The 22,622-nt window shown below is 68.0% G+C and carries 20 protein-coding genes; 14 read left to right on the top strand and 6 right to left on the bottom strand.

From position 1 onward, the window contains the following. Positions 1-8 precede the first annotated feature (8 nt). On the bottom strand, positions 9-1,091 hold the full coding sequence (locus tag BLW27_RS13880) for a polyamine ABC transporter substrate-binding protein (RefSeq protein WP_089883987.1): 1,083 nt from the start codon (positions 1,089-1,091) through the stop codon (positions 9-11). A gap of 150 nt (positions 1,092-1,241) precedes the next feature. Here BLW27_RS13880 and BLW27_RS13885 point away from each other — a divergent pair, with 150 nt between their 5' ends. Continuing rightward, positions 1,242-1,892, top strand: a complete 651-nt coding sequence (locus BLW27_RS13885; protein WP_089883988.1) for a GntR family transcriptional regulator — start codon at positions 1,242-1,244, stop codon at positions 1,890-1,892. A 73-nt stretch (positions 1,893-1,965) separates the two neighbouring features. After that, positions 1,966-3,372, top strand: coding sequence for an aspartate aminotransferase family protein (locus tag BLW27_RS13890; RefSeq protein WP_089883989.1), 1,407 nt, complete (start codon positions 1,966-1,968; stop codon positions 3,370-3,372). A gap of 163 nt (positions 3,373-3,535) precedes the next feature. On the opposite strand, the gene BLW27_RS13895 is transcribed toward BLW27_RS13890, so the two are convergent. Continuing rightward, positions 3,536-3,910: a rhodanese-like domain-containing protein gene (locus tag BLW27_RS13895; RefSeq protein ID WP_089883990.1), complete on the bottom strand. Its 375-nt coding sequence runs from the start codon at positions 3,908-3,910 to the stop codon at positions 3,536-3,538. A 168-nt stretch (positions 3,911-4,078) separates the two neighbouring features. Here BLW27_RS13895 and BLW27_RS13900 point away from each other — a divergent pair, with 168 nt between their 5' ends. The 5 genes from BLW27_RS13900 to lpdA all read left to right on the top strand — a co-directional run bounded on the left by BLW27_RS13900 (position 4,079) and on the right by lpdA (position 13,555). Then, positions 4,079-5,299 carry a urate hydroxylase PuuD gene (locus tag BLW27_RS13900; protein ID WP_089883991.1) on the top strand — a complete coding sequence of 407 codons (1,221 nt, stop codon included), beginning with the start codon at positions 4,079-4,081 and terminating at the stop codon, positions 5,297-5,299. Between the two features lie 272 nt (positions 5,300-5,571). Beyond that, positions 5,572-7,398, top strand: a complete 1,827-nt coding sequence (mutL, locus tag BLW27_RS13905) for a DNA mismatch repair endonuclease MutL (protein ID WP_089883992.1) — start codon at positions 5,572-5,574, stop codon at positions 7,396-7,398. 385 nt (positions 7,399-7,783) lie between these two features. Beyond that, positions 7,784-10,441 carry a pyruvate dehydrogenase (acetyl-transferring), homodimeric type gene (aceE, locus tag BLW27_RS13910; protein ID WP_089883993.1) on the top strand — a complete coding sequence of 886 codons (2,658 nt, stop codon included), beginning with the start codon at positions 7,784-7,786 and terminating at the stop codon, positions 10,439-10,441. Positions 10,442-10,464: 23 nt separating this feature from the next. Next, the gene (gene aceF, locus BLW27_RS13915; protein ID WP_089883994.1) at positions 10,465-11,751 is read left to right on the top strand and encodes a dihydrolipoyllysine-residue acetyltransferase; all 1,287 of its coding nucleotides are present in this window, start codon (positions 10,465-10,467) and stop codon (positions 11,749-11,751) included. Between the two features lie 10 nt (positions 11,752-11,761). Continuing rightward, entirely contained in the window at positions 11,762-13,555 is a 1,794-nt protein-coding gene (lpdA, locus tag BLW27_RS13920) for a dihydrolipoyl dehydrogenase (RefSeq protein WP_177177910.1), read from the top strand. Between the two features lie 103 nt (positions 13,556-13,658). On the opposite strand, the gene BLW27_RS13925 is transcribed toward lpdA, so the two are convergent. Beyond that, on the bottom strand, positions 13,659-14,321 hold the full coding sequence (locus BLW27_RS13925; RefSeq protein ID WP_089883996.1) for a ChrR family anti-sigma-E factor: 663 nt from the start codon (positions 14,319-14,321) through the stop codon (positions 13,659-13,661). Between the two features lie 5 nt (positions 14,322-14,326). Further along, the gene (locus BLW27_RS13930; protein WP_218141122.1) at positions 14,327-14,884 is read right to left on the bottom strand and encodes a sigma-70 family RNA polymerase sigma factor; all 558 of its coding nucleotides are present in this window, start codon (positions 14,882-14,884) and stop codon (positions 14,327-14,329) included. Between the two features lie 219 nt (positions 14,885-15,103). On the opposite strand from BLW27_RS13930, the gene BLW27_RS13935 reads away from it, so the two are divergent. From BLW27_RS13935 to BLW27_RS13955, 5 genes are read left to right on the top strand one after another with little or no spacing between them, the layout of a single operon-like run. Further along, complete coding sequence (locus tag BLW27_RS13935; RefSeq protein WP_089883998.1) at positions 15,104-16,396, top strand: NAD(P)/FAD-dependent oxidoreductase; 1,293 nt, start codon at positions 15,104-15,106, stop codon at positions 16,394-16,396. Next, the gene (locus tag BLW27_RS13940) at positions 16,393-17,148 is read left to right on the top strand and encodes a DUF1365 domain-containing protein (RefSeq protein ID WP_089883999.1); all 756 of its coding nucleotides are present in this window, start codon (positions 16,393-16,395) and stop codon (positions 17,146-17,148) included. Before BLW27_RS13935 ends, BLW27_RS13940 begins: the two co-directional genes overlap by 4 nt. Then, a complete protein-coding gene (locus BLW27_RS13945; RefSeq protein ID WP_089884000.1) occupies positions 17,145-18,368 on the top strand; it encodes an MFS transporter in 1,224 nt (407 codons plus the stop codon). Before BLW27_RS13940 ends, BLW27_RS13945 begins: the two co-directional genes overlap by 4 nt. Beyond that, entirely contained in the window at positions 18,368-18,931 is a 564-nt protein-coding gene (locus BLW27_RS13950; RefSeq protein ID WP_089884001.1) for a DUF3833 domain-containing protein, read from the top strand. Before BLW27_RS13945 ends, BLW27_RS13950 begins: the two co-directional genes overlap by 1 nt. Next, positions 18,928-19,659 (top strand): SDR family NAD(P)-dependent oxidoreductase, encoded by a 732-nt coding sequence (locus BLW27_RS13955; RefSeq protein WP_089884002.1) that lies wholly within the window; start codon positions 18,928-18,930, stop codon positions 19,657-19,659. The genes BLW27_RS13950 and BLW27_RS13955 overlap by 4 nt, the downstream gene beginning before the upstream one ends. Here the strand turns inward: BLW27_RS13955 and BLW27_RS13960 are convergent. Together BLW27_RS13960 and pyrF are read right to left on the bottom strand one after the other, a co-directional pair. Beyond that, entirely contained in the window at positions 19,656-20,909 is a 1,254-nt protein-coding gene (locus BLW27_RS13960; protein ID WP_089884003.1) for a DNA polymerase IV, read from the bottom strand. The two genes, BLW27_RS13955 and BLW27_RS13960, sit on opposite strands and share 4 nt — an antisense overlap. Positions 20,910-20,984: 75 nt before the next feature. Beyond that, entirely contained in the window at positions 20,985-21,680 is a 696-nt protein-coding gene (pyrF, locus tag BLW27_RS13965) for an orotidine-5'-phosphate decarboxylase (RefSeq protein ID WP_089884004.1), read from the bottom strand. 144 nt (positions 21,681-21,824) lie between these two features. On the opposite strand from pyrF, the gene BLW27_RS13970 reads away from it, so the two are divergent. Continuing rightward, positions 21,825-22,253: a hypothetical protein gene (locus tag BLW27_RS13970; protein WP_089884005.1), complete on the top strand. Its 429-nt coding sequence runs from the start codon at positions 21,825-21,827 to the stop codon at positions 22,251-22,253. After that, complete coding sequence (locus tag BLW27_RS13975) at positions 22,253-22,534, top strand: hypothetical protein (protein ID WP_089884007.1); 282 nt, start codon at positions 22,253-22,255, stop codon at positions 22,532-22,534. The genes BLW27_RS13970 and BLW27_RS13975 overlap by 1 nt, the downstream gene beginning before the upstream one ends. The last annotated feature ends 88 nt before the right edge of the window (positions 22,535-22,622 follow it).

A 22,622-nucleotide genomic window follows, 5' to 3' on the forward strand; every position in this document is an offset into this window, starting at 1 on the left:
GTCAGGGGTCAGGTACCCGACTTGACGCGCGTCCACATGCGCGTCAGGTCACGCTGCTCGCGCGGGGGGAACGGGGTGACCGTGTACAGGTTCTGCAGCGCGGCGGGCGACGGGTAGATCGCCGTGTCGCCGATCACGTCCTCGTTGAGGAATTCCTGCGAGGCGAGGTTGCCGTTGGCGAAGTAGACGTAGTTCGTCGCCTGCGCCATGTTCTGCGCGTCCATCATGAAGTTCAGGAACGTGTGCGCGGCCTCGGGGTTCGGCGCGTCGACCGGGATGGCCATCTGGTCGAACCACATCAGCGCACCTTCGCTGGGCGCGTTGTAGACCACCTCGACGCCGTTCTCGGCCTCGGCCGCGCGGTCACGGGCCTGCAGGATGTCGCCCGACCAGCCGAAGGCCACGCAGATGTCGCCGTTAGCCAGCGCATTGATGTACTCGCTCGAGTGGAACTTCTGCACGTGGGGGCGCACGGCCATCAGGATCTCTTCGGCCTTGGCCAGCGCCTCTTCGTCCTTCCGGTCCGGGTCGAGGCCGGCATAGGTCAGCGCGGCGGGGATCATCTCGGTCGGCGCGTCAAGGAACATCACGCCGCACTCGGCAAGCTGTTCCATGTTCTCCGGGTCGAAGATCAGGTCGAGGCTATCCAGCGGCGCGTCCTCGCCGAGGATGTCGGTCACCTTGTTGACGTCGGCGCCGATGCCGGTGGTGCCCCACATGTAGTTGATCGAGTATTCGTTGCCCGGATCGTAGACCGCGGTGCGCTCCTCGATGACGTCCCACATGTTGTCGAGGTTGGGCAGCTTCGACTTGTCAAGCTTCTGGAACGCGCCCGCCTGGATCTGGCGCTGCAGGAAGGTGCCGGTGGGCACCACCACGTCGTAGCCCGAGCCGCCGGCCAGCATCTTGGTCTCCAGGACTTCGTTGCTGTCGAACACGTCGTAGATCAGGTCGATGCCGGTCTCTTCCTCGAACTTCGTCAGCAGTTCTTCGTCGATGTAGTCCGACCAGTTGTAGACGCGGACTTCCTGCGCGCTCGCGGCGCCGGCGGCCAGCGCGAGGGTCGCGGTCACTTGAACGATGGTCTTCATGTGCTTCTCCCGAGTGGTGCGGGGTCTGCGCCCCGTCATCCGCGAATTTGATCAAACGTTGCGCCGTTTGGCAACACCTGCGATGCTTTCATGCGCCGGTGTCGCGCGCAAGACGACACCGGCGATGCCGCAGTGCAAGGAGGCAGCGCGATGAATATCACGGCAGCGGACCCGCGCCTGCCGGCGCATGAACAGGTCTACCGGCAGTTGCGCGACATGATCCTGTTCGGGGATATCGAGCCGGGGCAGGCGGTTACGATCCAAGGTCTCGTGACCTTGCTGGACGCCGGCATGACCCCGGTGCGCGAGGCGTTGCGCCGGCTGACGGCCGAGGGCGCGCTGCGGTCGCTGGGCAACCGGCGCATCGCGGTGCCGGTTCTGGATGCGGCTGCGGTGTCCGAACTGACCGAGGCGCGGCTCGCGATCGAGCCGATGCTGGCGTCGCGTGCCGCCGGTGCGGCGCATCCCGGCGCCATCGCTGCGCTGGAGGATACCGACGCCCGCCTGGACCGCGCGATCGCGCGCGGCGACATTCCGCTGTACCTGCGCGAGAATCACCGCTTTCACGCCGGGCTGAACGCCTTGGCCGAAGCGCCGATCTTGACCAGCCTGTCGGAGTCTCTGTGGCTGCGCTTTGGGCCGTCGCTGCGCGTGGTCTGCGGCCGCATCGGCACCGCGAATCTGCCCGACCGGCACAAGGACCTGACCGCCGCGCTGCGTGCCGGCGACGCCGAGGCTGCTGAACGCGCGATGCGCGACGACGTTGCCCAAGGCATGGCGCTGATCGCCCAGAGCCTGTGACCGCGTCCCGCGATTCGATTGACGGTCCCGGAATTTGATCATATTCTGCCGCCAACGTTTCCGGAGGCCCCACATGACCATTCTCACGCCCAATTCCCCCACCGCCGAACTGCAGGCGCTGGATGCCGCGCACCACATGCACCCCTTCACCCACGGCGCCGGCCTGCGGGGCAAGGGCGCACGGGTCATCACCCGGGCCGAGGGCTGCTGGCTGACCGACAGTGACGGCAACCGCATCCTCGACGGGATGGCGGGGCTGTGGTGCGTCAACATCGGTTACGGCCGCGAGGAATTGGCCGAGGCCGCGGCGCGGCAGATGCGCGAACTGCCGTTCTACAACACCTTCTTCCAGACCACGCACGTGCCGGCGATCAACCTCGCGGCGCGGCTGGCGGAACTGGCGCCGGGCGATCTGAACCACGTCTTCTTCGCCGGCAGCGGCTCCGAGGCGAACGACACCAACCTGCGGCTGGTTCGCACCTATTGGCACGAGAAGGGCCAGCCCGAGCGGCAGGTCGTGATCTCGCGCTGGAACGCCTATCACGGCTCCTCGGTGGGGTCGGGCAGCCTTGGCGGCATGAAGGGCATGCACGCGCAGGGCGGCATGCCGATCCCCGGCATCGCCCATATCGACCAGCCCGACTGGTGGTCGGCCGGTGGCGACCAGAGCCCGGAGGATTTCGGCCTGGCGATGGCGAAACAGCTCGAGGACAAGATCCTCGAGATCGGGCCGGACAAGGTCGCGGCTTTCATCGCCGAGCCGGTGCAGGGCGCCGGCGGCGTGATCGTGCCGCCCGAGACCTACTGGCCCGAGATCAGCCGCATCGTGAAGGAATACGGCATCCTGCTGATCGCGGACGAAGTGATCTGCGGCTTCGGGCGCACGGGCAACTGGTTCGGCAGCCAGACCATGGGCATCACGCCCGACATCATGACCATCGCCAAGGGACTGTCGTCGGGCTACCAGCCGATCGGCGGGTCGATCCTGTCGGGCGAGGTGGCGCGCGTGATCTCGGACACCGAGTTCAACCACGGCTACACCTATTCCGGCCATCCCGTGGCCTGCGCGGTGGCGCTGGAAAACCTGCGCATCCTCGACGAGGAGGGCATCGTGACCCGCGTCCGCGAGGACACCGGTCCCTACCTGAAGAACAAGTTCGAAAGCCTGGCGGATCACCCGCTGGTGGGCGAGGCGAAGATCGTCGGCATGATGGGGTCGATCGCGCTGACGCCGGAAAAGGCGGCGCGCGCGCCCTTCGCGGCCGAGGCGGGCACAGTGGGCCTGATCACGCGCGAGCGGTGCTTCGCCAACAACCTGGTGATGCGCCATGTGGGCGACCGGATGATCATCTCGCCGCCGCTGGTGATCTCGAAGGAGGAGATCGACATTCTGATCGAGCGGGCCTGGGAGAGCCTGGACGAGGCCCATGCCCAGCTCGAGCGGGACGGGCTGATGAAGGCGGGCACACGGGCCGCTTGAGGCGGGAAATCCGGTGTCCCACGATGGGACACCGGGGCGCCCCAGCGAAATCAATGGCTTGCGGCGACGGATTCAGGATTCGTTAGCGATTCCCGTCGCCGCGAGCCTTCGGAAGATACCGACAATGCGGGGGCGGACAGGGATGTCCGTCCGCGTTTCATTTTCAGGCTTTGCGCTGCGGGGCGCCGGTGGCCATGTTCGTCGTGATGTGCGGCTTGCCCGCCTGCTTCCACGCGCCGAAGCCGCCCTCCATGTGCGCCACGCGGCTCAGCCCGGCCTCGACCGCCGCGCGCGAGACGCGCTCGGACCGCGCGCCCGAGCCGCAATGGAAGACGATCTTCTTCTCGCTCTGGCCGGGCAGCGCGTCGGCCTTGAAGAAGGCCATCGGCATCAGCAGCGCGCCCTCGATATGTTCGAACATGAACTCCTGCGGAGTGCGGACGTCGATGAGCACGATCTCGTGCTTGTCCAGCGCGGCCTGAACCTCGTCCGGGGTCCAGGTCTCAAACGTGGCTTCGCCAATCTGTTCGGTCTTCATCGCGGTGTCCTCCTCGGGTTGCGTCGGAAGCTAAACATTCAGGTAATCGAATGTAAATGCACTGCGGGCGCCCGCCCGTTCCAAAATTCGTCGCGTAAATCGACGCGAAGGGGCTGACGTTCCCGGCGGCCCGTGTCTAAGGTGCCGGCGGATTTGCGGAGACTTCTCATGTACGACCTTGCGGCGATGGGCGCCTGGATTGAATTCGCCGTGCGCTGGCTGCACGTCATCACGGCCATCGCGTGGATCGGCTCGTCGTTCTATTTCATCGCGCTGGACCTGGGCCTGCACCGCGACCGCAACCTGCCCTCGGGCGCGGATGGCGAGGAATGGCAGGTGCATGGCGGCGGGTTCTACCACATCCAGAAATACCTGGTGGCGCCGGCGCACATGCCCGACGGGCTGATCTGGCACAAATGGCAAAGCTACTGGACGTGGATCAGCGGCTTCGTCCTGCTGGCGCTGGTCTATTACCTCGGGGCCGAGTTCTACCTGATCGACCCGTCGGTGATGGAGCTTGCGGTGTGGCAGGCGGTGGCCATTTCCATCGCCTCGCTGGCCTTCGGCTGGCTGGTCTACAACGCGCTGTGCAAGGTCTTCGTGCACGCGGACCAGACCTGGCTGATGGTGGCGCTGTTCGGCGTGCTGGTGGTCATGTCATGGGGCTACACGCAGGTCTTCTCGGGGCGCGCGGCGATGCTGCACCTGGGCGCGTTCACCGCCACGATCATGAGCGCGAACGTCTTCATGATCATCATTCCGAACCAGAAGGTGGTGGTGGCCGACCTGATGGCGGGCCGCAAGCCGGACCCGATCTACGGCAAGATCGCCAAGCAGCGCTCTACGCACAACAACTACCTGACGCTGCCGGTGCTGTTCCTGATGCTGTCGAACCATTACCCGCTGGCCTTTGCCAGCGAGTGGAACTGGGTGATCGCCAGCCTGGTGTTCCTAATGGGCGTGACGATCCGGCACTTCTTCAACACGATGCACCAGCGCAAGGGGATGCCGTGGTGGACCTGGGCGGTGACGGTGATGCTGTTCATCGCGATCGTCGGCCTGTCGACCGCGCCCCTGTCGCGCGACGCGCGCGAGGCGTCGGACGCGGCGGCGATGCGGTTCGCGCAGGCCGAGGGGTTCGAGGATGTCGAGCAGATCGTGATGACGCGCTGTTCCATGTGCCATGCGGAACAGCCGGTCTGGCCGGGGCTGCACTGGGCGCCCAAGAACGTTCATCTTGAAACGCCGGGCCAGATCGCGGCGCAGGCGCGGGCGATCCATTTGCAGGCGGGGCTGAGCCACGCGATGCCGCCCGCGAACCTGTCGTGGATGGAAGAGACCGAGCGCGCGGCAATCCGCGACTGGTACGCCGCGGCGACCGGTGGCTAGAGGATCCGCAGGGTGATCGGGACGGCGCGGAACCAGAGTTTGGCGAAAGCCTCGCCGTAGATCGCTGCGATCGTGTCGTAGGTGATGCGTGGCACCAGCATGATCAGCTCCTGTAGCCTGACGTGTACCAAGATAGCGCAATCATCCAACGCTGTCTGTCATGAAATCGTTGCAAATGGTGCGAGCGGCGGGTGACGTGTCGGCAAGGCCACGGGCGGGGCAGCCTTGGAAGGCATTTTCAGAATCGTCCAGGCCGTGCTAGGTCTTGTGGCATGAACACGCACAGCCCCCATATACGCCCGACCATCCGGCAGCTCGACGAAGGCGCGGTGAACCGCATCGCCGCCGGCGAGGTGGTCGAGCGGCCGGCCTCGGCGGTCAAGGAGCTGGTCGAGAATGCGCTCGACGCGGGCGCGCGGCGGGTCACGGTCGAGATCGCCGATGGCGGCAAGACGCTGATCCGGGTGATCGACGACGGCTGCGGCATGACGGCCGAGGATCTGCCGCTGGCGCTGGCGCGGCACGCGACGTCGAAGATCGACGGGACGGACCTGCTCAACATCCACTCCTTCGGGTTCCGGGGCGAGGCGCTGCCCTCGCTGGGCGCCGTCGGCCGGCTGAGCTTGCAAAGCCGTGCCGCTGGGCACGACGCGGTCGAGATCTCGGTCAGTGGCGGGCAGGCGGGGGCGGTGCGGCCCTGCGCCTTGTCCGCCGGCACGGTGGTCACGCTGCGCGACCTGTTCTTCGCGACGCCCGCGCGGCTGAAGTTCCTGCGCACCGACCGCGCCGAGGCGCAGGCCGTGGGCGAGGTGGTGCGCCGGCTGGCGATGGCCGAGCCCGCGGTGGGGTTCACGTTGCGCGACGTATCCGGCGGCGAGGGGCGGGTGAGCTTCCGCGCCGACCCCGAGACGGGCGACCTGTTCGACGCCTTGCGCGGCCGTCTGGCGCGCGTCATGGGGGCCGAGTTCACCGAGAACGCGATTGCGGTGGATGCCGAGCGCGAGGGCCTGCGGCTGACGGGCTTCGCGGCGCTGCCGACCTATTCGCGCGGCTCGGCCACGGCGCAGCACCTGTTCGTCAACGGCCGCCCGGTGCGCGACAAGCTGCTGATCGGCGCGCTGCGCGGGGCCTACGCGGATTTCCTCAGCCGCGACCGGCATCCGGCAGTGGCGCTGTTTCTCGATTGCGAGCCGGCGCGCGTCGACGTCAACGTGCACCCCGCCAAGTCCGAGGTGCGCTTCCGCGAGGCGGGATTGGTGCGCGGGCTGATCGTCTCAGGCCTCCGTCACGCGCTGGCCGAGGCGGGGCACCGGGCGTCCTCGACCGTTGCCGGCGCGACCTTGGGCGCGATGCGGCCGGAACCGGTGGCGCCGCGCGTCTACCAGATGGACCGGCCGCGACCGGGGGCGCGCATCGCCGCCTATGCGTCTCAGGCGCCGCAGCCGGGGTTCGCCGAGATGCCGGCGGTTTTTTCGGGCCGGGTGGACGAAGCCCCGGAGACGCAGCCCGAGACCGAGGCGCTGCCGCTGGGCGCGGCGCGCGGGCAGGTGCACGAGAACTACATCATCGCGCAGACCGAGACGGGCATCGTGATCGTGGACCAGCACGCGGCGCACGAACGGCTGGTCTACGAGAAGCTGAAGGCCCAGATGGCCGAGCGGGGCGTGGCGGCGCAGGCGCTGCTGATCCCCGAGGTGGTGGATCTGTCGGCGGACGACCGCGACCGGCTGCTGGAGCACGCCGGGACGCTTTCGCGCATGGGGCTGGGGATCGAGCCGTTCGGCGAGGGCGCGGTGGCGGTGCAGGAGACGCCCGCGCTGCTGGGCAATGTCGACGCCAAGGCGATGATCCACGACATCCTCGACGAGTTGTCCGAGATGGGCGGCACGCAGCTGGTGCAGGAGCGCATCGAGGCAATCCTTGCCTGCGTGGCGTGCCACGGCTCGATCCGGTCGGGCCGGCGGATGCGGCCCGAAGAGATGAACGCCCTGCTGCGCGAGATGGAGGCGACGCCCCATTCCGGTCAGTGCAATCACGGCCGGCCCACCTATGTCTCGCTGGCGCTGTCGGATATCGAGCGGCTTTTCGGCCGGACCTGACCGGCGCCGGAACCCCGAATGCCAGCCCGCGAAGCAGCGGCGCAGCGGTCCCGGCCGGGCCGGCCGGGACCCGGTCATCCCATCGATCAAGCTGCCCGACGAACCCGCGAAGAGATCGCTTCGGTCCCGCCGGGCGGTGCGAGGAATGCTGCACCGCGGAACGCCCGGGCCGGCGTCCGAGCCTTGCGCCCGGCGCATGGCGACCTTGCGCAGGCTTGCCTGCCGCGACGTCGCCCTAGCTGCTAGAGCCGGATTGCAACGCGGTGCGAGGTGTGCAGACTCGGCCGCCAGGGACGCCGTGCCCGCGGGAGAACGGCCCGGCCGGATGGAATGCCGGCCTTGCCGGGACGAGGGTCCAAGCGGGCGCCAGAAGGGAAGAGGGTTCATGAAAGATCAGCAAAGCGACATCGATCCGACCGAAAGCCAGGAGTGGCAGGAGGCGATCGAGGACGTGATCCTGCGCGACGGTCCGGACCGCGCGCATTTCCTGCTGGACAAGGCGGTGCAGCAGGCCCGCGCGGCCGGCGCGAGGCTGCCGTTCAGCGCGACGACGCCCTACCAGAACACGATCCCGCCCGACGACGAGGTCGACATGCCCGGCGACCGGGACATGGAATGGCGCATCCGCACCATCAACCGCTGGAACGCCATGGCGACGGTCGTGAAGCGTAACCGGATCAGCACCGAGTATGGCGGGCACATCGCGTCGTTTGCCTCGTCCGCGGCGCTGTACGACGTGGGCCTGAACCATTTCTGGCGCTCGAAATCGGCGATACACGGCGGCGACCTTGTGTTCTTTCAGGGCCACGTGGTGCCGGGCATCTACGCGCGCTCCTTCATGGAGGGGCGCATCAGCGAGGAGCAGCTGACCAAGTTCCGCTCGGAGGTCGCGGGCGGCGGGCTGTCATCCTACCCGCACCCCTGGCTGATGCCGGATTACTGGCAGTTCCCGACCGTGAGCATGGGCCTTGGCCCGATCATGGCGGTCTACCAGGCGCGGTTCATGAAATACCTGGAAAACCGCGGGCTGATCGAGAAGCAGGACCGCAAGATCTGGGCCTTCCTCGGCGACGGCGAGATGGACGAGCCGGAAAGCCTCGGCGCAATCTCCCTCGCCGCGCGCGAGGGGCTCGACAACCTGATCTTCGTGGTCAACTGCAACCTGCAGCGTCTGGACGGCCCGGTGCGCGGCAACGGCAAGATCGTGCAGGAGCTGGAAGGCGAGTTCCGCGGCGCGGGCTGGGACGTGATCAAGCTGCTGTGGGGCCGCGGCTGGGACGAGCTTCTGGAGCAGGACACCAGCGGCAAGCTGCGCCAGCTGATGGACGAGACGGTGGACGGCGACTACCAGACCTTCAAGTCGAAGGACGGCGCCTATATCCGCGAGCATTTCTTCGGCAAGTATCCCGAGACCGCCGAGCTGGTGAAGGACTGGACCGACGACCAGATCTGGGCCCTGCGGCGCGGCGGGCACGATCCCAAGAAGGTCTACAACGCCTTCCTGCGCGCGACGAAGTCCGAGAACCAGCCGACCTGCATCCTGGTCAAGACGGTCAAGGGCTACGGCATGGGCTCGGCCGGCGAGGGGCAGAACATCACCCACCAGCAGAAGAAGATGCAGGTGGAGCAGCTGAAAGAGATGCGCGACCGGTTCAGGATTCCGGTTACCGACGAGGAGCTGGAAAAGGACATCCCCTACGTCACGCTGAACAACGCGCAGAAGGCCTACATGTCCGAGCGCCGGCGCGAGCTCGGCGGCTCCTTCCCGCGGCGCGAGCCCAGCACCGAGTCGCTGGAGATCCCCGATCTGGACAAGTTCAAGGGCCAGCTGGAAAGCACCGGCGACCGCGAGATCTCCACGACGATGGCCTTCGTGCGCATCCTGACGACGCTGCTGCGCGACAAGAAGATCGGCAAGCGCGTGGTGCCGATCGTGCCCGATGAATCGCGCACCTTCGGGATGGAGGGGCTGTTCCGGTCCGTGGGCATCTACAACCCGCTGGGGCAGAACTACACGCCGCAGGACCGCGACCAGATGATGTACTACAAGGAATCCGCCGACGGGCAGGTTCTGCAGGAGGGCATCAACGAGGCCGGCGCCATGGCCGACTGGATCGCCGCCGCCACGGCCTATGCCAACCACGGCGTGCCGATGATCCCGTTCTACATCTACTACTCGATGTTCGGGTTCCAGCGGGTGGGCGACATGTGCTGGGCCGCCGGCGACAGCCGCGCGCGCGGCTTCCTGCTGGGCGGCACCGCCGGGCGCACCACGCTGAACGGCGAGGGGCTGCAGCACCAGGACGGGCACAGCCACATCTTGGCCGGCACGGTCCCGAATTGCATCAGCTACGATCCGACCTTCAGCTACGAGGTCGCGGTGATCGTGCAGCACGGGCTGAAGCGGATGTACCAGGACCAGGACGACGTCTATTTCTACCTGACCCTGATGAACGAGAACTACCGGCACCCGGAAATGCCCATGGGCGCAGAGGAGGGCATCATCCGCGGGCTCTACCGGATGAAGAAGACCGCACGCCCGGGCAAGAAGCACGTGAACCTGATGGGCTCGGGGACGATCCTGGTGCAGGCGATCCAGGCGGCCGAGATGCTCGAGGCGGATTTCGGCGTGACCTCCGACATCTGGTCGGCGACCAGCTTCAACCAGATCGCCCGCGATTGCCAGGACGCGCTGCGGTTCAACCGGCTCAACCCGTTCGCCGAGCAGCGCCGCGCCTACGCGGCCGAGCTGCTCGAGGGCGTGAAGGGTCCGGTGATCGCGGCCACGGACTACATGAAGAACTACGCCGAGCAGATCCGTTCCTGCGTGCCGGGGCGCTTCACCGTGCTGGGCACCGACGGGTTCGGGCGGTCGGACAGCCGCGTGAACCTGCGGCGCTTCTTCGAGGTCGACGCCAACCACATCGCCGCGGCCGCCATGGTCGACCTGTGGCGCGAGGGCGCCGTGGACGACAAGATTCTGCAGCAGGCGCTGAACAAGTACGAAATCGACGGCGGCAAGCCGAACCCGCGCCTGGTGTGACGGCGGAACGGAGGGGATAGAACATGACGACTGAGGTAAAGGTACCCGACATCGGCGATTTCACCGACGTTCCGGTGGTGACCGTACTGGTGAGCGTGGGCGACAGGGTCGAGGTCGAGGACCCGATCATCGAGCTGGAATCCGACAAGGCGACCATGGAGGTGCCGTCGAGCCACGCGGGTGTGGTGAAGGAGATCAAGGTCTCGGAGGGCGACAAGCTGTCCGAGGGCTCGGTGGTGCTGCTGCTCGAGGCCGAGGACGAGGGCGACGCCCCGCAGAAGGAGGCGGTGAAGGAAGAGGCCAAGCCGGCCGAAAAACCCGCCGAGGAGCCGGCCGAGAAGGCTGAGCAGCCCGCATCGTCCGGCGGTGCCGCGCCCGCGCCCGTGACGGATGCGGGCTTCAGCCGCGTGCATGCCTCTCCTTCCGTCCGGGCCTATGCGCGCCGCGTCGAGGTGGACCTGACGCGGCTCAACGGGTCGGGCCGCAAGGGCCGCATCCTGCGCGAGGACGTCGAGAAGGCGCTGAAATCGCAGGCGGCCCCGGCCGCCGCGGGAGGCACCGCGCAGGGCGGCATGGGCATCCCGCCGATCCCGGCCGTGGACTTCTCGAAGTTCGGCCCGGTCGAGACCGTCGAGATGTCGCGCATCAAGAAGCTGTCCGGCCCTGCGCTGCACCGGTCGTGGCTGAACATCCCGCACGTCACCCACAACGACGAGGCGGACATCACCGAGCTGGACAAGTACCGCAAGGAAATGGACACGATGGCCAAGGACGAGGGCTATCGCGTCACGCTGCTGTCCTTCGTGATCAAGGCCAGCGTCAGCGCGCTCAAGCAGCACTGGGAGTTCAACTCCTCGATCCATCCGGACGGCGACAAGCTGATCAGGAAGGACTTCTACAACATCGGTTTCGCCGCCGACACGCCCAACGGGCTGATGGTGCCGGTGATCAAGGATGCCGACCGCAAGGGCCTGGTGGACATCAGCAAGGAGCTGATGAGCCTGTCGAAGGCGGCGCGGGACGGCAACCTCAAGTCCAAGGACATGCAGGGCGCCACGTTCACGATCTCCAGCCTCGGCGGGATCGGCGGCACCAGCTTCACCCCGATCGTCAACGCGCCCGAGGTGGCGATCCTGGGCCTCACTCGGTCCAAGATGGCGCCGGTGTGGAACGGCACCGAGTTCGAGCCGCGCCTGATGCAGCCCCTGTCGCTGAGCTACGACCACCGCGCGGTGGACGGCGCCCTGGCCGCGCGCTTCTGCGTGACGCTCAAGACGCTGCTGGGCGACATGCGCAAGCTGATGTGGTGAGGTGACAGGTATGGACATCAAGGTACCCGATATCGGTGACTTCACCGACGTCCCCGTGGTCAGCGTTCTGGTTTCCGTCGGCGACACCGTCGCCGCCGAAGACCCGCTGATCGAACTGGAATCCGACAAGGCCACGATGGAGGTGCCCAGCCCCCGCGCCGGCACAGTGAAAGAGATCAAGGTCGCCGAGGGCGACAAGGTGTCCGAGGGATCGGTCATCATGGTCTTCGAGGCCGAGGACAGCGACGCGCCCGCCGAGGAAAAGGCCGCCGACGCCACCGGCCAGGGCGGCGAGGTCAAGGGCGGCTATGGCGGCCGCGGGTCGCCCCCGCAGGACGACGCGCCGAAGGCCGTGCAGGCCACCGGCGACGCGTCGGGCAAGGGCGACGTGCATGCCGAGGTTGTCGTTCTGGGCTCGGGCCCCGGCGGCTATTCGGCGGCGTTCCGCGCGGCCGACCTGGGCAAGTCCGTGGTGCTGATCGAGAGATACCCGTCGCTGGGCGGCGTGTGCCTCAACGTGGGCTGCATCCCGTCCAAGGCGCTGCTGCATGTGGCCAAGGTCATCACCGAGGCCGACGAGATGGGCAGCCACGGCGTCAGCTTCGGCAAACCGAAGATCGACCTCGACGAGCTGCGTGGCTTCAAGGACGGCGTGGTCAAGCAGCTGACGGGGGGCCTCGACGGGCTGTCGAAGGCGCGCAAGGTCAAGGTCGTGCGCGGCTACGGCACGTTCACCGGGCCGAACATGATCGCGGTCGAGGGCGACGACGGCAAAACGAATGTCAGCTTCGACAATTGCATCATCGCCGCCGGGTCCGAGCCGGTGACGCTGCCCTTCATCCCGCATGACGACGACCGGGTGATCGACAGCACCGGCGCGCTGGAGCTGGAAGACATCCCCAAGCGGATGCTGGTTCTGGGCGGCGGGATCATCGGGCTCGAGATGGCCACGGTCTACGACGCGCTGGGCAGCAAGGTGACGGTGGTTGAACTGATGGACCAGATCATCCCCGGCGCCGACAAGGACCTGGTCAAGCCGCTGATGACCCGCATCAAGGGCCGGTACGAGAACATCTTCCTCAAGACCAAGGTCACGGGCGTCGAGGCGCAGAAGAAGGGCCTGAAGGTCACGTTCGAGGACGACAAGGGCGAGACGTTCAGCGACACCTTCGACAAGGTGCTGGTGGCGGTCGGACGCAAGCCCAACGGCAAGCTGATCGACGCCGAGAAGGCCGGCGTCGCGGTGGACGAGCGCGGCTTCATCGCGGTCGACAGCCAGATGCGCACGGGGCAGTCCCACATCTTCGCCATCGGCGACGTCGTGGGCCAGCCGATGCTGGCGCACAAGGCGGTGCACGAGGGCAAGGTCGCGGCCGAGGTCATCGCCGGCGAGAAGCGGCATTTCGATGCCAAGCTGATCCCCTCGGTCGCCTACACCGACCCCGAGGTCGCGTGGTGCGGGCTGACCGAGACCGAGGCCAAGGCGCAGGGCATCAAGGTCGAGAAGGGCGTGTTCCCCTGGGCCGCGTCGGGCCGCGCGCTGTCGAACGGGCGCAGCGAGGGCATGACCAAGCTGCTGTTCGACCCGCAGGACCAGCGCGTGCTGGGGGCGGCGATCGTCGGCACCAACGCGGGCGAACTGATCTCGGAAGCCGCGCTGGCGATCGAGATGGGCGCCGACGCGATCGATCTGGGCCACACGATCCACCCGCACCCGACGCTGTCGGAGACGGTGAACTTCGCCGCCGAGATGTTCGAGGGCACGATCACCGACCTGATGCCGCCGAAGAAGAAAAAGGCCTGAGGCGGGCCTGCGGACGACAAAAGGCGGAGCCGAGGCTCCGCCTTTTTCGTACCGAAGATACTGGTCATCCGGGCGGGTGCTGCCCGTTCACTGCAGCCTCAACTCAGATCCCGAGGAAAGGTTGCGCCAGCCGGGGCAGAATTCCCTTGAAGCGCAGCGGCCCCTCGTTGACCGCGAGGCAGATGCAATCCTCGCCCACGTCGGCCACGGGTGTGTGGTGCAGGTCCTCGTGCGCGATCTCGATGTCGCCGCGGGCGTACCGGCCGTCGGCGTCGGAATAGGCGCCCTTCAGGACCATCGTCAGCTCGATCCCGCGGTGGCTGTGATCGGGCATCGCGGCGCCGGCGGGGATGCGCAGCAGGCGCGCCTTGGCGTCACCCTTGGTGCGCAGGACCGCCTGCTTGACGCCCATGCCGACGGGGCGCCAGCGGATGGCGTCCGCCGATCCGCCGACATAGTCGCGCAGCGGCGCGGGCAGCACCGGATCGTGCGGCGCGTCCGGTTTCCGGGTGTCGCGCGCGGGCCCGGCCGCGCGGTCGCTGCCACGGATCAGCGCCAGCGTGCGGTCCAGGCAGGCATCGGACACGGCCTCGCCCCGGGCGCGTTCCAGCACCGCGCCGCCCACCGCGTCCTGCGCGCACAGCGCCGCCCGGCATTCGTCGCACAGCGAGATGTGCGTCGCGACGATCAGGTCCATGGCCTCGGGCAGGATTCCGGCCGAGTAGGACCGGATCAGGTCGTCGGTAAGGTGGTGGTTGATGGTCATGGGCGTCAACTTCTGTCCATGGCGTGGCGCAAACGTTCGAGCGCCAGCCTGATGCGGGATTTGATCGTGCCGAGCGGAAGCCCGGTCTGTTGCGCGATCTCGGTGTGCGACAGCTCTCCGAAATAGGCCTTCTCGATCAGCTCCCTCTGTTTGCGGGGCAGAGAGGCGATGGCCTCTCCGAGGTGTTCGCTTTCCTGTTGCAGGCCGATCGCGTCGGCCTGGTCGGGTTCGTGTTCCGGCCCCCAGGGCAGATCCTCGGGTTCGGGCCGGCGCTGCCGGCGCAGCACGTCGATCTTGCGGTTCCGCGCGATCGTGAAGATCCACGTCGCCACCGAGGCGCGGGTCGGGTCGAACTGCGCCGCCTTGTGCCAGACGGTTGCCATCACGTCCTGCGCGCATTCCTCGGCCAGGGCCGCGTCGGCGCCGGACCGCATGAGGAACGCCTTCACCCGCGGGGCGAAGTGCCGGAACAGCGTCACGAACGCGGTCTCGTCCCGGTGGTCGCGGATCCGGATGATCACGTCGATCCAGTCGGCGGCCACGCCTTCGGTCGGGCGGCTCATGAAACGGCCCTGCCGGCGCCGGGAGATGCGGTCGAACGCTGGCACCGACCGCGCCGGGGGCGCGGAATCGTCAGGCTTCGATGTGTCCACGCCACCGTACATGACAGGGTTACGCGGGCGTTTCGGGATCGGATCAAAAATAAATTCCCACATTTTTCATCCGGTCGCGACCGGCCTGCGTAACTGAGAGTAGACACCGCAGAGGAGGAACAAAAGCCCATGCCATTCGAAGCCCGCGGCGCCGCGCCGAGACGTATTGCCGTGATCGGCGCCGGCATCTCGGGAATGGGGGCGGCGCATCTGTTGGGCGGCAACCACCACGTCACCCTGTTCGAGGCCGAGCCACAGCTGGGCGGACATGCGCGGACCCGCATCGCCGGGAAGCGCGGGGATCAGCCGGTCGACACCGGCTTCATCGTGTTCAACTATGCCAATTATACCAACCTGACGGCGCTGTTCGACCGGCTGGACGTGCCGGTCGTGCGGTCCAACATGAGCTTTTCGGCCAGCCTGCGCGGCGGCGCGATCGAGTACGGCCTGCATTCGCTGGCCGCGCTCTTCGCGCAGAAGCGCAACGCGGCCAATCCACGGTTCCTGCGGATGGTGCGCGACATCATGCACTTCAACCGCCACGCGCTGGACCGGTCGCGGGACCGGACGTTGTCGCTGGGCGATTTCCTGGACAGGATGGGCACGGGCGACTGGTTCCGCGACTTCTACCTGCTGCCGCTGTCGGGCGCGATCTGGTCGACGCCGACCGAGAAGATCCTAGATTTCCCGGCCCACGCGCTGGTGCAGTTCTTCGAGAACCACGCGCTGATGAACACCTACGGTCAGCATCAATGGTACACGGTCGAGGGGGGCTCGGTCGAATATGTCCGGCGGCTCGAGGCGGCGATGCGCGCGCAGGGCGTAGTGCTTCGGACCGGCACGCCGGTGCAGGCGGTGCGCCGGACGTCCGGCGGGGTCGAGATCCGCGCGCGCGGCGACTGGGAAGCGTTCGATGACGTGGTCTTCGCCACCCATTCCGACGATTCGCTCGCGATGCTGGCCGATCCGTCGCCCGAGGAGCGTGCCGCGCTGGGCGCCGTGCGCTACCAGCCCAACCGCATGGTGCTGCACGCCGACACCGGGATCATGCCCCGGCGCAAGGTCGTCTGGGCGTCGTGGAACTATACCGAGGCCGAGGCCAAGACGATGAACCGGATCGACCTGACCTACTGGATGAACTGCCTGCAGCCGATCCCGAAGGACGACCCGATGTTCGTCACGCTGAACTCGACCCGCCCGATCCGCGACGAGCTGATCTACGACGAGACGGTGCTGCGCCACCCGGTCTACGACCTTCCCGCGCTCGAGGCGCAGCAGGTGGTGGCCGCCCGCAACGGCACGCGCAACACGTGGTTCTGCGGTGCCTGGATGAAGAACGGCTTTCACGAGGACGGACTGTCCAGCGCCGTCGACGTTGCCGAGGCCATCACTGCCCGCGCCGATGTCGAGGCCGCCGCATGAGCCATGTCGAGCATATCGAGGGTCACACCTGGCACGGCCGCAAGGGCGCCATCGGCAACGCCTTCCGCTATGCGGTGGATTACGTGCTTCTGGACCCCGAGGTGCAACCGCGCGCGCCTTGGCCGTTCTCGCGCAACCGCGCGAACCTGCTGTCGCTGCACGACAGGGATCACGGGGGTGCGCCCGGCCACGGGCGCGGGCCGGCCTGGGCGCGCGAGGTGCTGGAGGCGCACCAGGTGCGCGCGCCGGGCAGGCTGATGCTGCTGGCGCAGCCGCGCACGCTGGGCCACGTGTTCAACCCGGTGTCGTTCTGGCTGGCCCATGACGAGGGCGGCGCGCTGATGGCGGTGATCGCCGAAGTCAGCAACACCTATGGCGACCGGCATTCCTACCTGTGCGCAAAACCCGATGGCAGCGCGATCACGCGGAGCGACACGCTGACGGCGCGCAAGATCTTCCACGTCTCGCCGTTCCAGCCGGTCGAGGGCGGCTATGCCTTCCGCTTCGACATCCGCGACGACCACGTGGGCGTGCATATCGACTATACGCGCGCCGAGGGCGGGCTGATCGCCACTCTATGCGGGCCGCGCCGGCCGATGAGCCATGCCTCGATCGCGCGGGCATTGCTGCGCCGGCCGCTGGGCGCGCGCCGGGTGCTGGCGCTGATCCACTGGCAGGCGCTGAAGCTGTGGTGGAAGGGCGCGCGCTTCCGCCAGCGGCCCGCGCCGCCGGTTGAAGACGTCAGTCGGTGACCGAGCGCCTCGGCGCCTATGCGGTCTTCGCCGGAGTGCTGTCGGCGGCTGGCCTGCCGATCTACATCCACGCGCCCAAGTTCTACGTCGACCAGTACGGCGTCAGCCTTGCCGCGCTGGGCGGCGTGCTGTTCGTGCTGCGGCTGGCGGACGTGGTGCAGGATCCGGTGCTGGGCTGGCTGGCGCAGGCGACGCAGGCCGCGCGGGGTTTGGGCGTCGCGGTGGCGGTGGCGCTGATGGGCGCGGGGATGGTGGGGCTTTTCGCGCTCGACCCGCTGCTGCCGCCGCTGTGGTGGTTCGCGCTGACGCTGACGGTCGTCTTCTCGAGCTTCAGTTTCCTGACGATCGCGTTCTATTCGACCGGGGTGGCCAAGGCCGGCGCGCTGGCGGGGCAGGGGCACCTGCGGCTGGCCCGCTGGCGCGAGACGGGCGCGCTGCTGGGGGTGTGTGCGGCCGCGCTGATGCCCAGCGTGCTGGCGCCGCTGGGCGTGCCGCCCTTCGCCGGTTTCGCGGCGGTGTTCGTGGTGTTCTGCGCGGTCGCGGCGCTCGTGATGGCGCCGGAATGGCGCCACAGCGCGGCGCTGCCGGCAACGGGGTTCGCGCTGGTGCTGCGCGACGGCGTCGCGCTGCGGTTGCTGGCGGTGGCGCTGGTCAACGCGGCGCCGGTGGCGGTGTCCTCGACCCTGTTCCTGTTCTTCGTGGAAAGCCGCCTTCAGGCGCCGGGCTGGGAAGGGCCGCTGCTGCTGGTGTTCTTCCTTTCGGCCGCCGCCGCAGCGCCGGGCTGGGGCATGGCGGCCGAGCGCTTCGGCGCGAAGCGCGTGCTGCTGGCGGCGATGGTGCTGTCGATCGCGGCCTTCGGCGGGGCGCTGGCGCTGGGCGCGGGCGATGCGTGGCTGTTCGCGCTGATCTGCATTGCCTCGGGCGCGACCGTGGGCGCGGACCTGACGCTGCTGCCGGCGCTGTTCGCGGCGCGCATGGCACGCATCTCTCCGGCCGGGGCCGAGGGCTTTGCGCTGTGGTCCTTCGCGTCCAAGTTCACGTTGGCCTTCGCGGCGATCGCGCTACTTCCGGTGCTGGAATGGCAGGGGTTCCGGTCCGGGGAAGACAACGGAGAGGCGGCTTTGCGGACGCTCGGCCTGCTCTATGCCGGGGTGCCGTGTCTGCTGAAGCTGGTGGCGATCGGCCTGCTGGTCGCCACGCCGATCAGGGGGAATGCGTGATGGAGGCGCTGTATTTCGTCGCGGGCTCGGCCGCGATGCTGGGGATGAGCTGGCTCCGCGCGCGCTGGTTCGGGTTTGTCGCGCAGAAGCCGGCGGATTACCGCGGCGCGCCGGGCGAGGCGCTGGACCTGCGGCGGCACCTGAACGGCCCGATCCTGTGCGACGGGGTGATCTACGGGCCGACGGGGCGCGTGAGTTCGCGCTTCACCGCCGAGTTCGACGCGGCGTGGGAGGGCAACCGCGGGCGGCTGATCGAGCATTTCGTCTATGACACGGGGGCGCGGCAGCGGCGCGAGTGGACCCTGATGCTGGGCAATGACGGTCGGGTGACAGCCACCGCGCCCGACGTGGTGGGCGAGGGGCTGGGACGCGTCGAGGGGCCGGCGCTGCAGTTGCGCTACCGCATACGTCTGCCGGCAGATGCGGGCGGGCACGTGCTGGACGCCACCGACTGGATGTACCTAGGACCGAACGGTACGATCGTGAACCGATCGCAGTTTCGGAAGTTTGGAATAAAGGTGGCCGAGTTGGTGGCCACCATGAGACGGAAGGAGGCCGCGTGAGGGACTGGATCGGGAAACGCTATTGGTTGGTGGGCGCCTCGGAAGGGCTGGGCGAGGCGCTGGCACATGCCCTCAGCCGCGCCGGGGCCGAACTGGTGCTGACGGCGCGGTCGCAAGACAAGCTCGAGACGCTGGCGCAGGCCCTTCCGGGCCGCGCGGTTGTCGAGCCGGGCGACGTCACCGACGCGGACGGGCTGCAGGCGATCTTCGATCGCCACGAGATCGACGGCGTGGTGCAGATGGCGGGCGTCTACTGGCCCTTCGGCGCCAAGAACTGGAACGCCGAGAAGGCCACGACGATGGCCGACGTGAATTTCACCGGGGCGATACGCCTGATGGGCGTGGTGCTGCCCCGCTTCGTCGCGCGTGACGCCGGCCACATCGTGCTGACCGGCTCGCTGTCGGGGTTCCGCGGGCTGCCCGGATCGGCGCCGTACGTGGCGACGAAGGCCGGGATCATGGCGCTGGCGGAGTCGCTGTACGCGGACCTGCGGCGCACGGGCGTGGAGGTGCAGCTGGTGAACCCCGGCTTCGTCCGCACCCGGCTGACCGCGAAGAACGACTTCAAGATGCCATTCATCATGGAGCCCGAGGATGCCGCGCGCCGGATGTTCGAGCACATGAACTCGGGCAACTTCAAGCGGTCCTTCCCGACCGGGTTCAGCTATGTCTTCCGGGGCGGGCAATTCCTGCCGGACGGGCTGTATTACCGGCTGTTCGGCGCCTAGCGCAGCGACCGTCCCTTGACGATCGCCGCCTCGCCGAAGCGCGCGCGGATCGCGTCGGTGGCGCGCTCGGCCCGCGCCCGCGCCTCGGCCTGCGGATCCAGAAGGTCGCGGCCGCGATCGGCCAACGCTTCGGGCACCAGGTCCGAGACGCCCGCGCCCAGCAGGCGGTACGATCCGCCGGCCGGAACCTGGTCGAACAGCGCGCGCGCGGTGCGATAGATCCGGTCGGCCATCTGCGTCGCGTCGTTCAGCGAGGTACGCCGCGTGATCAGCGTGAAATCCGCGCGCTTGAGCTTCAGCACAACGACCCGTCCCGCCAGCCCCTTTGCCTTGGCGCGGTCGGCGACCTTTTCGGCCATGCGCCACAGGTGCCCGTCCAAGATGTCCGCATCGGCTGTGTTCTCGTCGAACGTCGTCTCGTTCGAGATCGACTTCATCGCCGCGTCGCGCGTCACGCGGCGGTTGTCCTCGCCCCGGGCGAGGTGCCACAGCCGGTCTCCCATCGAGCCGAAGCGCGCGGCGAGGTCGCGCCTGTCCCAGCGGCGCAAGTCGTCGAAGGTGCGGATGCCGGCGGCGTCCAGCGCGGCCTGACCGGCCGCGCCCACGCCCCAGATCATGCGCACGGGCTTGGGCCCGAGGAAATCCATCGTCTCGGCCCGGCCGATCACTGCGAAGCCGTGCGGCTTGTCAAGGTCACTGGCGATCTTGGCCAGGAACTTGTTGTGCGACAGCCCGATCGACCCGGTCACCCCAAGCTCGGACCGCATGCGGCGCACTAGGCCGGCCAGCACCACTGCCGGGGGCGCGCCGTGCAGGCGGGCGGTGCCGGTGAGGTCGAGGAACGCCTCGTCCAGCGAGAGCGGCTCGATCGCTGGGGTGAGCTCCTCCATCATCACGCGGATGGCGCGGCTGACCTCGGCATAGACCGACATGCGGGGCTTGAGGATCACCGCGTCGGGGCACAGCTGCAGCGCCTTGAACATCGGCATGGCCGAACGGACGCCCCGGATGCGCGCCACGTAGCAGGCGGTGGACACGACGCCGCGCCGGCCGCCGCCGATGATGACCGGCTTGTCGGCGAGGTCCGGATTGTCGCGCTTTTCCACGCTGGCATAGAAGGCGTCGCAATCCATGTGCGCGATCGACAGGTCCCACAATTCGTCATGCGCGACGATGCGCGGCCGGCCGCAGGCGGGGCAGCGGCGGCCGGTCTCGGACCGGGTCAGGCAGTCGCGGCAGAGGGCGGGCATCGGGCGATCCGTGGACGTGCCCGTGCACCATACGCCGCAAGCGGTCGGTAATCCATCGCCGCCGGGGGCGCGGCGCTAGAGCCCACGCATCTCGTCGACGATGGCCTGCGCGGCGGCGCGCGGGTCGGGCGCGCGGTGGATCGGCCGGCCGACGACGACGTGATCGGCACCTGCGCCGATGGCGCTGGCGGGGGTGGCGATGCGCTTCTGGTCGTCGCTGGCCGCGCCCGCAGGCCGTACGCCGGGGGTGACGATCAGACGGCCGGTCGCCTCGGGCAGGGCGCGGATCATCGCCGCCTCGGCCGGCGAGGCGATGACCCCGTCGGCGCCGGCCTCGAAAGCGCGTCCGGCGCGGGTGGCCACCAGGTCGGGGATCGCGCCGCTCTCGATCATCGCGGCGTCGAGATCGTTGCGGTCGAGCGAGGTCAGGATCGTCACGGCGAGGATCTTCATGCCCGACCCGGCCGCGCCCTCGCGCGCGGCGCGCACCACGTGCGGATCGCCGTGCACGGTCAGGAAATCCAGGTCGAACTGCGCCAGCCCGCGCACCGCGGATTCCACCGTGGCGCCGATGTCGAACAGCTTCATGTCGAGGAATATGCGTTTGCCGTGCTCGGACTTGAGCTCGTTGGCCAGCGCCAGCCCGCCGCCGGTCAGCATGCCCAGGCCTATCTTGTAGAACGACACGGTGTCGCCCAGCCGTTCGGCCAAGGCCATCCCCTCGAGGGCGTTCGCGACGTCCAGCGCGACGATCAGGCGGTCATCGGTCATGGCGGCTCCTTCAGGGTAGTTGCCTTGGGCGGACTCCCTTGGCTGGCGGTGTCTTATCGGCCCCCGGGGCAGGGTCAAGCGATGGAGGCGCTTGGAACTGCGCCGCCCGGCGCAGGGTTGAGTGTACAACGAAAGGAGAAATCCATGACAAGACGCAGCAAAGGTTTCATCAGTGTCGCCGTCGTGGCCGTGATCGTCGTTCTGGCCCTGGGATGGCTGGCAACACAGGACGATTCCGAAATGGACCGGCAGCATCGCACGGGCGAGGGCAGCAACCTCGACGGCATTTCGGGTCAGACCGAAGACGGGGTGCTGCAGCCCGAGGGTCCGGGCGTGTTCATCGAGGGCTCGACCAACGCGACGGACACGACGGCGATCCAGGATCCCGATCCCGAGGTTCCCCCCCAAGAGGGCAGCGCCGTACAGCCGGACCAAGTCATCTCGCCCGAGAGAGGCGAGGTTCAGAACGACACCGGAATGGTGACGGTCGAGCCCGATCTGGGCGTCGACGGTGACGCGTACGAGGACGAGGCCGACGGCGCGGAAACCGACACGCAAAGAGAGGAAAACTGATGGCCGAGAAGAAGAAGACCCCCCGCTGGTTGTTCGCGGCCATTCCGTTGGGCTTCGTCTTGCTGGTGGGGATCATGCTGCTGGTGGGCGAGCGGACCGGCGGTCCGACTACCAACCCCTACGAGAGCGGCGACATCCTGGAAACCAGCCAGTCGCCGGAGTTGGACCCTGAGGTGGTCGTCGATCCCGACGGCGTGCAGGAGCCGTTCGTGCCGACTCCGTCGGGCCCTGAATACGACGACAACGACACGGTGATCGACGACAACGTGGTGACGGAATAGTATCGCTGGCGTAGTGGCAATATTGCAACGGTCGGGCCTTGCAAAGGGTCCGGCCGATCTCCACTTCAATCACGAGGCCCCGAGATGC

The sequence above is a fragment of the Citreimonas salinaria genome (assembly GCF_900107235.1).
Classification (GTDB): Bacteria; Pseudomonadota; Alphaproteobacteria; order Rhodobacterales; family Rhodobacteraceae; genus Citreimonas; species Citreimonas salinaria.